6 protein-coding genes are annotated in these 11587 nt (G+C 37.3%); all 6 read right to left on the bottom strand.

What is annotated here, in order from left to right; genetic code table 11:
• The 6 genes from ACH3PA_RS08610 to ACH3PA_RS08585 all read right to left on the bottom strand — a co-directional run bounded on the left by ACH3PA_RS08610 (nt 1) and on the right by ACH3PA_RS08585 (nt 11535).
• Nucleotides 1–1824 carry a glycoside hydrolase family 2 protein gene (locus ACH3PA_RS08610; RefSeq protein WP_416445159.1) on the bottom strand — a complete coding sequence of 608 codons (1824 nt, stop codon included), beginning with the start codon at nt 1822–1824 and terminating at the stop codon, nt 1–3.
• 67 nt (nt 1825–1891) lie between these two features.
• Entirely contained in the window at nt 1892–4336 is a 2445-nt protein-coding gene (locus ACH3PA_RS08605; RefSeq protein ID WP_416445161.1) for a glutaminase domain-containing protein, read from the bottom strand.
• A 173-nt stretch (nt 4337–4509) separates the two neighbouring features.
• Nucleotides 4510–5202: a DUF3823 domain-containing protein gene (locus tag ACH3PA_RS08600; RefSeq protein WP_416445163.1), complete on the bottom strand. Its 693-nt coding sequence runs from the start codon at nt 5200–5202 to the stop codon at nt 4510–4512.
• Nucleotides 5203–5222: 20 nt separating this feature from the next.
• Nucleotides 5223–7109, bottom strand: a complete 1887-nt coding sequence (locus ACH3PA_RS08595) for a RagB/SusD family nutrient uptake outer membrane protein (protein WP_416445164.1) — start codon at nt 7107–7109, stop codon at nt 5223–5225.
• 12 nt (nt 7110–7121) lie between these two features.
• Entirely contained in the window at nt 7122–10268 is a 3147-nt protein-coding gene (locus ACH3PA_RS08590) for a SusC/RagA family TonB-linked outer membrane protein (protein WP_416445166.1), read from the bottom strand.
• Nucleotides 10269–10614: 346 nt separating this feature from the next.
• Nucleotides 10615–11535, bottom strand: a complete 921-nt coding sequence (locus tag ACH3PA_RS08585) for a glycerophosphodiester phosphodiesterase family protein (protein WP_416445168.1) — start codon at nt 11533–11535, stop codon at nt 10615–10617.
• Nucleotides 11536–11587: the final 52 nt, after the last annotated feature.

Below are 11587 nucleotides of genomic sequence, written 5' to 3'. Positions count from 1 at the left end.
TTAATCTAAAGTATTAATAACATCCTGATTTGCTTTTCGGATCTGTTGAATGTCTACTTTATCTATTTTACGATCATAGGTCATTAAACCATTAACCTCTCCTTCTACATCTGTGGTCTGGGTATATACCGCAGCAGAGAATCCTGCTTTAACTAGTTGGGAAAGTTTCGTTGAGAATTTTATATACTCCTGTGTTACCTCATCAGAATTTTTGAATTGAACGTAACCCCAGTTATTATCTGTCTTCCATAAATGATCTTCTAACGGGAGACCTATCCCGCCATATTCTCCTAATACTGTTACTCGCTCTGCATCGTATAAATAGAGATCAGGCCCAGGATAATTATGCAGGTCTAAAATATCGCCAGTTTGAAAATGATTCCCGCCGCTGGCAGAATTCACCAATCGAGAAGGATCATTTTGTTTAGTCCAGGCAGTAATCTCCTCTGTATCAAATTGGCCCCACGCTTCATTAAAAGGAACCCACACTACAATACTGGGATAAGAATACAATTCATTCATAATAGCTTTCCATTCTTTACGATAAATTGCTTCAGACGCATCACTACGTTGGTCTTCACTTCCTTTAAAGAAATCACGGGATTGCCAGCCAGGACCCCTTCCTCCATTAGGCATATCCTGCCATACTAAAATACCTAATTCATCACAGTGTGTGTACCAACGCGCAGGCTCTACCTTTACATGTTTACGTATCATATTAAAACCAAGCTCCTTAGTTTTAATTATGTCAGATTTTAAAGCTTCATCTGTAGGAGCGGTGTAGAGACCATCAGGCCACCAACCCTGATCTAAAGGACCAAATTGAAAATAATCTTTGTTATTCAATTGCATCCTCACTATACCATTATCATCCCGTTTTGACGATATTTTACGCATTGCAAAATAACTTTTCACCTCATCCTTAACCTTATCATTGTTAATGAGTCTTATCATAGTTCTGTATAAAAAAGGGGATTCTGGAGACCATAGCTTAGGCTCTTTGACATGAATGTCAAAGTCTTCTCCTAAAACAGATCTGGTTTTGCTAATTTCCTGGCCATCATCATAAACTGTTACTTCTACAATATCGCCATAAGAAGAATTTCTTCCTACAGCAGATACATGCACAAGATCATTATCGATATCTGGGACAAATCTCAAGCTTTCAAAGCTAGACGCGCTTACAGGTTCAATCCAGACAGTTTGCCAAATCCCGGTAACAGGAGTATACCATATTCCTTCAGGATTCTTCACCTGCTTACCTCTGGGCTGTGGTCCTTCATCGCTAGGATCCCATACTCGCACAGTTAATTGTTGACTTTTGTCTTTACTTAGAAAAGGAGTAATATCTAACGAGAAGGAATCATATCCTCCTTTGTGACTTCCTACCTTAATATCATTTAGCCATATATCTGCCTGCCAGTCAATAGCGCCAAAATTTAAAAGTATGTTCTTCCCCTTCCAACTCTTTGGAATTACAAAATCAGTCTTATACCAAACTTCATTCTCACTACCCACATTTTTCATCACTCCAGACAGGCTGGATTCAACTGCAAAAGGAACTAAAATTTGCCCATCACTTTTTTGAGGTGCTGTTTTTCCGCTAGGCTGTATAGTGTAATCCCAGAGACCATTTAGGTTTTTCCATTCTGTTCTTTGCATTATAGGACGTGGATATTCCTTCAAAACCTGTTCAGGATTAACTTCTTCTGCCCATTCTGTTTTTATCTTATTGCCCGCCGGTTCCCACTGCGCAAAAACACTTGCCTGGATAAAAGCAAGTATTCCTATAAGCAACATTTTATGTAGTTGAATGCTCTTCATAGTGTCTTTTTATTTAATACTTTATTCTCAAGATGATCTGAAATTACTCGTGTTAACACTTAGAAATCTAGTCCCAGTTTTTTTCTAAAAGTTTTATGAAATAGCCGCCCACAACACTACGCGCCTGAAAACCTCTTACATCTCCACTGCTCGTAAAATGCCAATCACTCATAGGTACTCTGCCTCCTGTTTCTATAGCAAACTTGTAAACAGGATCAGCTATTTTCTCAAATGTAGCCTCATCATCTGCAAGTGTGGCCGTCCATATAATCCAGTCTGATTTTGAATAATCAGCACGATTATCAAGTGGAAGACCATAATCATTTTGTTTTGTCAAATAGTATTTGATTTCTTTTTTAAATACCTCCTTAGGGAAAATATCCAGACCTATTAATTTATCCCAAACTAAATTATATTTCTGGCTCCAGGTACTTTTATCATCATACGTCAAAGCATAATGATCACCGGCATCTGCCAGAGTCATCCATTTTTTAGCCATGGTTTTAGCCATTTGGCTATATTTTTTTGCATCTTCATTTTTACCTAATAGTTCTGCCATATATCCGTATCCACCAACGCCAACGATAGCTTTCACTGCGAGATTAGCATTTCGTGCTAAATGGCCTGAAAAATCATCAGTAGATAGCTGGTTTGCAGGATCCAGACCAGCTTCAGTAAGATAATCTGCCCAGATAGTAAGTGTTTCCCAATGCTTCTTTGCATAGTCTGCATTTCCTTCTGCCTTAGCGATTGCAGCCGTAAGCACAACCATATTTCCAGACTCTTCTACCGGCATATCTTCACCATAGGTTTGCCCTGTAGCGATAGGGTATGTACCAAGATCATGCGCAGGAAAAGGCTTTTTCCACTTACCGCTTTCAGAATAATAAAAAATGCCGTTTAACATTCCTTTCAACAGATCTGGATTATAAATCAGGAATAGTGGTGCTGAAGGATAGGTGACATCTACTGTGTTTACAGAGCCATTGCTAAAATTCTCTTTAGAAAGAAAAAGAATCTCCCCGTCAGGACTTTTTGTAAGTTTATGTGCTGCAATTGCCTGGCGATATCCTATTTCTAGTATTTCAGCATATTCCTTACCACCAGCTTTCAAGCCATCCTTGTACATTTTTGTATCAAAATCTGTACATTTCTGTATTACTTTGTCGTAATCAGAATATGCTAGCTGCAACTCCTTCTCTATGCTGTTTTTTCCGTCAATATTCCACCATGGTCGCAATTGAGTTCCAAAATAATTAATAGAATATATATCATCGTATCCTAATAAAATTAAATGCTCTTTTTCTGCAGAAATTTTTTCTTTAGGAAAAACAGTATTTAGCATTAAATCTGTCCCCGTCTTCTCTGAAGCTTTTAAGGAATTACTCATAAACTGTGTTGCTGCTGCAGAAGCCAATGATACATTTTGCTTTGCATTAGCTTCTTTTGGTGTAGCGACATACATATAACCCCAATCAATCCTTAAGTTATCTCCTTTTTTCTCTAAAACAGGCTGCTCCTGAGTACCTGCTTTTAAAAATGACAAACCAGAAGTACTGCCTGCAGAAGTTGTGATTGTTTGACTTGAGTCATTTGCAGCAATAGTTGATGATGCCCCAAAATACACCTGTATATCGTGGGTTTTGTTATCGTTAGGAGTGGTTTTTACAGAAACATAGCTAACAGGGCGAGCTAATAAATCAAGATCATCCATCAATAGAGGTGATGTAAAAGTGAGATCTACATTTATACCTCCGCATTGTAATGTATAGCTTGTTTGTGTAGCTGTAAGATCGAGATTTATTTGTTTGGCAAGCTCTACATTAGCTTTTGACTTTTTAACTTCGGCAAGACCGGCATCCAAATATCTTCCTCCTGCTGAGTTTTTAACGTGGATGGCTAAAACGTTACCACTCTTTTTAAGTTTTGCCTGAGCTGACTTTGGAATAGGGAAATAATCAAATTGATCATTCCAGCCCTCTTTAGCAAAGATTTTTTCGCCATTTAAAAACACTTCTACATTATCATCGTGATGTAATTTGAGAAAAAGATCGTCAAAAGAAGTAGATTTTAAATCGAATGATCTGCGGTACCATAGATCTTCACTTGCCCATCGTGTTCCTACATTTTTTTTGTCTCCAAAAGGAGCTTTTGCTGTTTTCCATGAGCTATCGTCAAAACCTGCCTTTTCCCAGCCATTATCGGGCATTTTTTCGCTGATTTTTACAGAATAGGACTGGTTATTAGCAGCAGGTAAGATGTCATTATAATTTTTCACATCTCCGCCAAGGAATCTATAAGTTGTGCCATCTACAGTAACCAGACCCACTAAACTCTGGTTATTACCTGTCCAGTGGGTGGTAGGTTGAGCATTTATATTATCACCAAATGACCAAATACTAAAGTTAGGATCATGTGTTATTAAAGGATATGCCGGTGCCTGTCGCTGTTGGGCATGTAAACAGCCACAAACTAGTAGCAAGAGTATTGAGAAAGATATGTGCTTCTTCATTTTTGAGTATTTATCAGTTGTTTTAAGTTGAAATGTGAGGTGCTTAGTGGCCCACAATTCTGATTTTATATAAAACCTTAAGTAGGAATTAAATAAGGTTAATTTGCTTGTGCCAAAGGTAATTTTAAATCCCAGGGTTAGGACCAACCCCGGGATTTGGCTAATACTAAAATTTATAAATCTAGTTTGGTAACTTCTGAAAAAAGTAAATCTTCTACACCAGCAATCTTGATTCCCATTCTGGCATATATATAATTTTTACTGTAATCATCTGGAAGGTTTATTGAACCTGCAAGGTTATCTAAAGAGGACACCTCAACATGGGCCCGCCCAATATTATAATCATCGTTGTTTGATACAAACTGAGATTCATTTATATAGAGATTGACATACTCAATTTCTCTACCTTCATCTCCCGTAATTATTTTATCAAGGCTTATAGAGCCGCTTACCGTGTTACCCGTTGCGCTAAACTGAGAGCTTTTAACCATATAATAAGGGGTGACCTCAAGATCCATCTCTGTATTACCCTTTATCTGAATAAATATGGTATCACCCGCCTGCTCATTTACATAATTAGCCTTAAAAGGTCCTTGCCCATCGACAAATTTTAATTTGTAATCGCCATCAAAGAACCTCCCGCTAAAAGAGCCATCTGTATCTAAATGAACATCCAGAGGGGCTAAATTGCCAAAACCCGGCTGAAAAAGTTGGAATCTAACTTCACGCGCTCCTACTTCAATAGGAGTACCATTGTAAACCACACGACCAGTAAAAAATGATTCGGGCTCGTCATAATTATCTATTTCGCAAGACACTAATGCCAAAGCAAAACCTACAAAAAGTATAAAATATTTAATTTTCATAATAATATAATTTAGATCCCTTATTGGTTTGGGTTTTTAACTATTAAAGGATTGTTATTAAGTATATCCTGACCTATTTCTGAATAGTAATTCCCCAGTTGAAAACGATCTGATCCCGTCACTCTGTTTGGTTTTACAATTTTATAGAAATAACTACCATCGTTAGCGTCTCCCGGATTGTAGTATTTATATGGCCATACTCCTAATGGCTGAGTAATCCTTTTTGTTGCAGAACCAATATTTGTGGTGATATTCTGCTCATCTATAGGTGTACCGTCAAGAACTACATGTGCCAGGCGCCATCTTTTAAGGTCAAAGAAATGTAATCCCTCAAAAGCAAGCTCTACAAATCGCTCATGTACTATCTTATCGAAAGTGACATCAGCTGCGGTTAATGTAGTTGTAATTCCTGCTCTCGAGCGTACCTCATTTAAATAACCGGCGGCCATTTCTGGCTGACCTAGTTCAAAAGCGGCTTCTGCTGCATTTAATAAAACTTCAGCATATCTATATCTTATAAACCAAACATCACTCTGTGTTCCTCGTTGACCAGATCCTGCTTTAGGGTCTTGATATTTACGAATGTAAAATCCTGTTTGAGCCGTAAATTCTAATCCGTCAATAGGCCCATCAAAACCTACTACCTGAACCTGGCCTGTGGCACCTGGCAACTCTTTCTGTTGACCTCTTGCATCTCCGCTAACAACGGTACCATCTGCTAATTGTACTCCTGCCCAAATATCAACTTCTCTTCCTTTAAAATTAGATCCTGGTACAATTACAGTACCTTCTAAACGAGCATCTCTACCTGCAAAGAGTTCTTTAGGATCATTGTAATAAATAGGATTACCGGCATTATCCTCAACAGGTAATGGCTTATATTCTCCTTCTAAAGTTTCAAAAGATTGAACTAAATTAAGTGAAGGATTAATTCTGCCTCCTTCTTCCTCCTCAGCACCATATCTAGGTTGATTAGAAATTGTAAAACCGTGAACTTTTCCACTTTGAAGTTTATAGTCTTCAACAAAAATAGCTTCAGGATTGTTCGACTTATCGTAGAAAACACTGGCAAAATTATCTGAAAGGTCTGGTTTTTTATTATAAAGGGAATAAGAGCCAGCATCACCATTGATAATTGCCTGTGCCGCATTTAGTGCTGTAGTATAATATTCATTCGCTCTCCCTGCAGGAATACCAATCTCACCTCCTGATAATGAAACCTGAGGCGTCGTTGCTCCATATTTTGCAATAGAACCGGCATATAATGCTGCTCTGGCTTTCATTGCGAGAACTGCCCCTTTTGTGGCTCGTGACTTAATGTTTGTGTCTGCAGGTAAATCTGCAATAATGGCATCAGCCTCACTTATTACGAAATCATAAATTACAGCTTCTGTCTCGCGAGGATGTTGCAAATAAGTAGCATCTCCGCTAAAATCATAAGTTTCTGACTCTAATATTAAGGGCACTCCACCCATTCTCTTTACCAATGTAAAATAATAAGATGCTCTAAGGAATCTCCCTTCAGCTAAGAATCTTGTTTTATCCACTTCGTCAATACTTGTGGAAGCCTCTAGTCTTTCAAGAAAAAGATTCATTTCTCTTATATAGCCATAGTCCCAGGTGCCCCAGGCACCATAACCCCAGCCTCCATCTTGAAAATGACCATATTGTCCTGCTTCAGACCAAAAAGAAACATTAAAGTCTGCCAGTGACGGCCATGATTCTACTGTACCAAAGTCATAATAACGATTATATAAATCTGCTAATATAGATAGCACTATATCGGGACTGCCAAAGGCCTGCTCCTGTGTTAGAATGTTAGTTGGCTCCCTGTCTAGAAATTCACTATCAGAAGTACAACTTCCTATAAGCATGGGAATTAATAAAAAGTATATATATTTTTTCATTGCAATTATTTTTTAAATAGAAAGGTTAACTCCAACGTTTATGAATTTATTCTGAGGATACTGTAAGCCATTATCGTCAGATATTTCAGGGTCTACACCAAAGTCTTTAAGGTTATCTAAAGAGAAAAGATTATAACCATTCACGTAAACTCTAGCTTTCTGAATTTTGATTTTATCCAATATATTTTGAGGTAAAGAATATCCTATCTCCAGCGTTCTGGCTCTCAAATAAGTCACATTGTGTAACCAGAATGTAGAATTCTTGTTGTAGTTACTATGACCACCATCATTATAACGTAGTGCAGGATATTTACCTGGAATCCATTCACTTGTAGGATCGAGAGGATCTGCATGATGCCATCTGTCTAAGAATATTTTATTTAGAGCACCATCGTTTTGATAAGCCCATCTCTGCTCCCAGTTCTGATTCCATGAATACCCAGAAGCTCCAGAAAAATCTGCAGTAAAATCAATACCCTTATAAGCCACATATAAACTAAGACCAAAATTCACTAATGGATTGTAATTATTGTATCCTATTGGGGTTTCATCATAACCATCAATTCGTTTATCCCCGTTAACATCTTTGTATATAATATCACCAGGCAATAAAGTGCTGTTCCCTCTTCCATCAATGTCAACGGGATAATTATCTATTTCTTCCTGTGATTGAAATTGACCTGTTGCAGTATATCCCCAAAAAATAGTATTATATCTGTCTTCGCCAGAAGCCCGGTAACGCTGATACGAATTATCAAAACGGGGTTTATACGATTCTAAAAACTTACTTCTTGACAAAGAAGCGTTCCCAGAAACACTAAATGATACTTCTCCTATTTCTCCTGAATAAGATAAAGCTCCTTCTATCCCATATTGAGCATCGCTATTTACATTCTCATCTGGAAGACCATACCCTAATTCATTAGGAATTAAAATGTCATATTTTCTTCCTCTTAAACCCGTTCTTTTTCTATAGAAGTAATCAACAGAACCAGAAAGCTTGCTATTGAACATATAAAAATCTGCCCCAATATCTGTAATTTTACTCTTGAACCAGGAAATATTTGTTATAGGCTGACCTTTATCTCTACTCGCTATGACCGCATTCCCATCAAGAATAGCAACACCTTGATTATAATTATAACCTGTTAAGTAATCAAAAGCGCCAATACCAATATCATCATCACCTAAAACTCCATAAGAACCTCTTATTTTAAAATTATCAAGAACACTGTCATCACCTAATAAGTCTTTTATAAAAGGTTCTTCAGTAATTCTCCACCCTGCGGATATAGATGGGAAGTAGCCAACTCTTTTTTGAGGAGTAAACTTCCAGGAAGCATCTCTCCTTGCAGAAGCCTCTATGTAATATTTATCTCTATAGTTATAGCTTATTCTACCTATATAACCAATTCTTGCTTCCTCATCATCTAAGTCATCATAAGCATCAGTATCAGAAAAATAGATAAGTGGTAGCGTATTTGTCTTTGGCACGGCGTGCACCCATTGCTCTTGAAAACGCGCTTCTTGTCTTTCTATCATAAAAAGAGCTTCTAGCGAATGATCACCAAATTTTCTTTTATACTGCAATTGACCCTGGTAGATATTTCTCAAGACCTTTCTAGTTCTGCGTTCCCTCCATGGGTTAGAGCTACCACCGGTTGCCTCGTATGAATCATCTTCCGGATGATACGTGTAAGCGTCGTATGTATATTCATGCCCGTTTAATACACGATCTGCTATATAGTAAGAATACATACCCTTAACTTTTAATCCTTCTATAAATGGAAGATCGTATTCACCTGAAAAGTTAGTTTGCAACACCCTCCAGATATCTTCTGCATAACCTCCTATTTCAAAATTGTGGAGAGCCCAGTTAGTCTCATTATGACCTATATCATTAAGATATTCAGGGTTATCGTTTGCATAAGGTCGCTCAAATGGCCGGTTACGAAGAATCGCAAATCGAGGCAACCAATAATCATCTGCTCCGGGAATACCGGGATTTTTACGGGTTTCTATTCTACCGTTTATCTGAACCCCTACTTTAAGACGATCTGTAATATCTGCATCAACATTACTTTGTATGTTACTTCGTTCAAAAGTGAACTCGTCACCTAATACTGATTCTTGCTTGAGTTGCGTTGCAGATAAGTAATAGTTTATATTTTCTGAACCACCACTTGCACTAATATTAATATTGCTTAAAGGAGCATTCTTCTTGATTATGAAATCTTTCCAATTAAAAGATTGATAGCCCGGTTCTTCACCTACACGGTACTTCTCCAGCTCCTCCTGTGTAATAGCTGTAGATCCAAACTGATTAATCTCAGCTTCAGCTTTTCCCCTCATCCATTCATAAGAATCATTTACAGTTTCCGGAAATCGAGACCAGTTTTGCCACCCTACATACGCATTTACATTTACAGCATTCCGGGTCCCTCTTTTTCCTCTTTTAGTTGTTACTACTACAACACCGTTAGCCGCTCGCACACCGTAAATTGCAGCAGATGCATCCTTTAAAACAGTTATGCTGGCAATATCGTTAGGAGAAATATTATTAAACTGTCCTTCATCTTGTTGTATTCCATCAATAACATATAAGGGTGTACCCATATTGCGTATTTGTATAGAAGCACTGGCACCAGGACGACCATCATTCATTCTAAAACTTACACCAGGTATTTTACCTGCAAGTCCAGAGCTTACTGTGGACCCCCCATGTACTTTTTCTAAATCCTCTGCAGATACTGTAGAAATAGCCCCGGTGATAGATTTTTTATCCTGAGTAGAATATCCTGTCACAACAACTTCATCAAGACCGGCAATATCCTCTTCTAATTGCACATTAATCTCACTTTGACCATCTACAGCCACTTCTTTCGTTTTGAAACCCACATAGCTAAATGCGAGGATTGCATTAGAAGGAGCATTGATTTCAAAATTCCCGTCAAAATCTGTTGTAGTTCCGCGGGTTGTGCCTTTAACAATAATTGTTATGTAAGGCAAAGGTTCAGCGTATTGTCCTGCCGTAGTTACACTTCCTGTAATCTTAATATCTTCTTGTGCAAAAGACTGCTGAGAAAATAATAAACACATAATTACAGCAAATACCGGAAATCTAATTTGCTTAATTAATCCTAGTAAAGTTGTTCCCATTGATTGTCATTTTTAAAAAATTAAATTAATATAGAATAAGACTAAAAGCCAGCTAAAAGGATTTAGTTAATTAAAACTATATCTTCCTAAATCGATTTAGTTTAAACTCAATTCGCAGAATGATTTTCTCTAATAAATGTTTATTTCAAAAAAAACATTCTTCCCAAACCCCAACTACAAGGTTTGCGAAAGCCAAATGTAATCAAATATATTAATAAACGTATTTTTTACGTTAATAATTTTAAAAACCTTATTTATAAGTAATTATACTTAATCTGAAAATAAACCTAATTATAAGTCATAAAAAAACCCGGTTAAACCGGGTTTTCTATACTAAAGGGCGATTTTATATTTTCTCTAAAACCCGTTCAGGGTAATCTGTAATAATTCCGTCAACTCCTAGCTCGATCATTTTTTTAATATCTTCTTCTTTATTGACCGTCCAGGGAATTAATTTCATTCCTTTTTGATGTACTGCTACTACGTCTGAAGAATCTTTGATCATCCCAAAATGTGGACTATAAATTTCCGGAGTGAAATCTAAAGCCTGCATATTTTCTTCCAGTTGACCATTACCTACTAAATAAGCGATCTCAATCTCGGGATAATTTTTACGTAAAGCATTCAATGGTGCTGTATCAAAGGATTGAATATTGATCTTGTTTTCAACCTTTTTCTCTTTGATCACCTGCATTAATAATTCTACAAATTCTTCCGGTTGTGGCTGGTAAGTACCATATTCTTCAGGAACAGACTTAATCTCGATATTATATTTTACAGGTTTCAAACCTTTTGCTGCGATTTCTGTTTCCACACTGTCTATCATTTCGCTGAGCAAAGGTTTGTAGGTTTTCATTTTCTGCTGCTGCGGAAAATTCTTATTCCCTTTAGAACCGGTATCAAATTGGCGGATGCTGTCATAATCCATTTCGTATAAATTATAACTCTTCTCCTCACTTTTGCTTATGCTGTCACCCGCTGGGGTTTGCACGTAAAGCGATGACATAAATGGCTCGTGGGAAACGACTACCTGCTTATCTTTTGAAATCACAACGTCAAGTTCTAAAACATCTACGCCTTTTTCTAAAGCACTCAGAAAGGCCGGTATAGTATTTTCCGGCAGGTTGCCACGCTCACCACGATGTCCCTGAACTTGTATTCTATGCGCTGTAGGTTCTTGCATATTTTCAGCTTTTTGTTCTGATTTTGGTTTACAGGATATTCCTATAAATAGTAAGCTCGCTAAAAATAGTATATAATTTTTCATAGTCTCAATTTAAAAATAAAAAGCTCGCCTCCCACGTATAGAGGAGACAAGC

The sequence above is a fragment of the Leeuwenhoekiella sp. A2 genome (genome assembly GCF_047946655.1).
In the GTDB taxonomy this organism is placed as follows: domain Bacteria; phylum Bacteroidota; class Bacteroidia; order Flavobacteriales; family Flavobacteriaceae; genus Leeuwenhoekiella.
The sequence above is the reverse complement of the archived record's forward strand: the minus strand, read 5'-3'. Positions and strand labels throughout refer to the sequence as shown.

Bases quoted from the DNA above. Each gene is read 5' to 3' on its own strand.
- ACH3PA_RS08610 (WP_416445159.1), bottom strand. From the start codon at position 1,824: ATGAAGAGCATTCAACTACATAAAATGTTGCTTATAGGAATACTTGCT.
- ACH3PA_RS08605 (WP_416445161.1), bottom strand. From the start codon at position 4,336: ATGAAGAAGCACATATCTTTCTCAATACTCTTGCTACTAGTTTGTGGC.
- ACH3PA_RS08600 (WP_416445163.1), bottom strand. From the start codon at position 5,202: ATGAAAATTAAATATTTTATACTTTTTGTAGGTTTTGCTTTGGCATTA.
- ACH3PA_RS08595 (WP_416445164.1), bottom strand. From the start codon at position 7,109: ATGAAAAAATATATATACTTTTTATTAATTCCCATGCTTATAGGAAGT.
- ACH3PA_RS08590 (WP_416445166.1), bottom strand. From the start codon at position 10,268: ATGGGAACAACTTTACTAGGATTAATTAAGCAAATTAGATTTCCGGTA.
- ACH3PA_RS08585 (WP_416445168.1), bottom strand. From the start codon at position 11,535: ATGAAAAATTATATACTATTTTTAGCGAGCTTACTATTTATAGGAATA.